1 pseudogene is annotated in these 568 nt (G+C 45.2%); it reads right to left on the reverse strand.

The annotated features are described in order from the left end of the window. Positions 1–568 (reverse strand): annotated as a pseudogene (locus R7R24_RS29195) (RNA degradosome polyphosphate kinase); the annotation flags it as partial.

Genomic DNA, 568 nt, shown 5'->3' on the forward strand with positions numbered 1-568 from the left:
GGTCTTACGGCGTTTGCCTTTTTGCTCTGGCACCATCACGAAGCGTGGCAGGTGGTCGGTTGGAATTTCGATGAGAGCGTATTGAGAGTGGTCTTCTTTGCGCAGTTCGACGGCGATGTAAGCGTATTCGTCTTTGAGGAATTGCAGCACGTCGATTTCATCTTTCATCAATAAAGGCGTGATATGTGGCATGACTTCTTTGCGGAAGTATTTGGTGATCCACTTTTCCTGCGCTTCATCGAGTTGATGCTCATTGACCAAGAAAATGCGACGCCGTGCCATTTCTCTAATTAATTCACTGTAAAGTTCGTCGAATTGTTCGTTAAGCTTAAGGGCTTTGGCTTGCATCTTACTCAACAGACGCTTGGAGTTGTCACTCCCTCCTCGCTCTTGGTTGATCAAAATACGACGTTTCACATCAGCGAAGCGCACTTTGTAGAATTCGTCGAGGTTGTTGGAAAAGATCCCAAGAAAACGAATACGCTCGATCAACGGAACGGTTTTGTCGGCCGCTTCTTGTAACACTCGTTCATTGAAAGATAACCAACTAAGCTCTTTTTCTATATAT

The sequence above is a fragment of the Vibrio sp. 704 genome, from assembly GCF_033339295.1.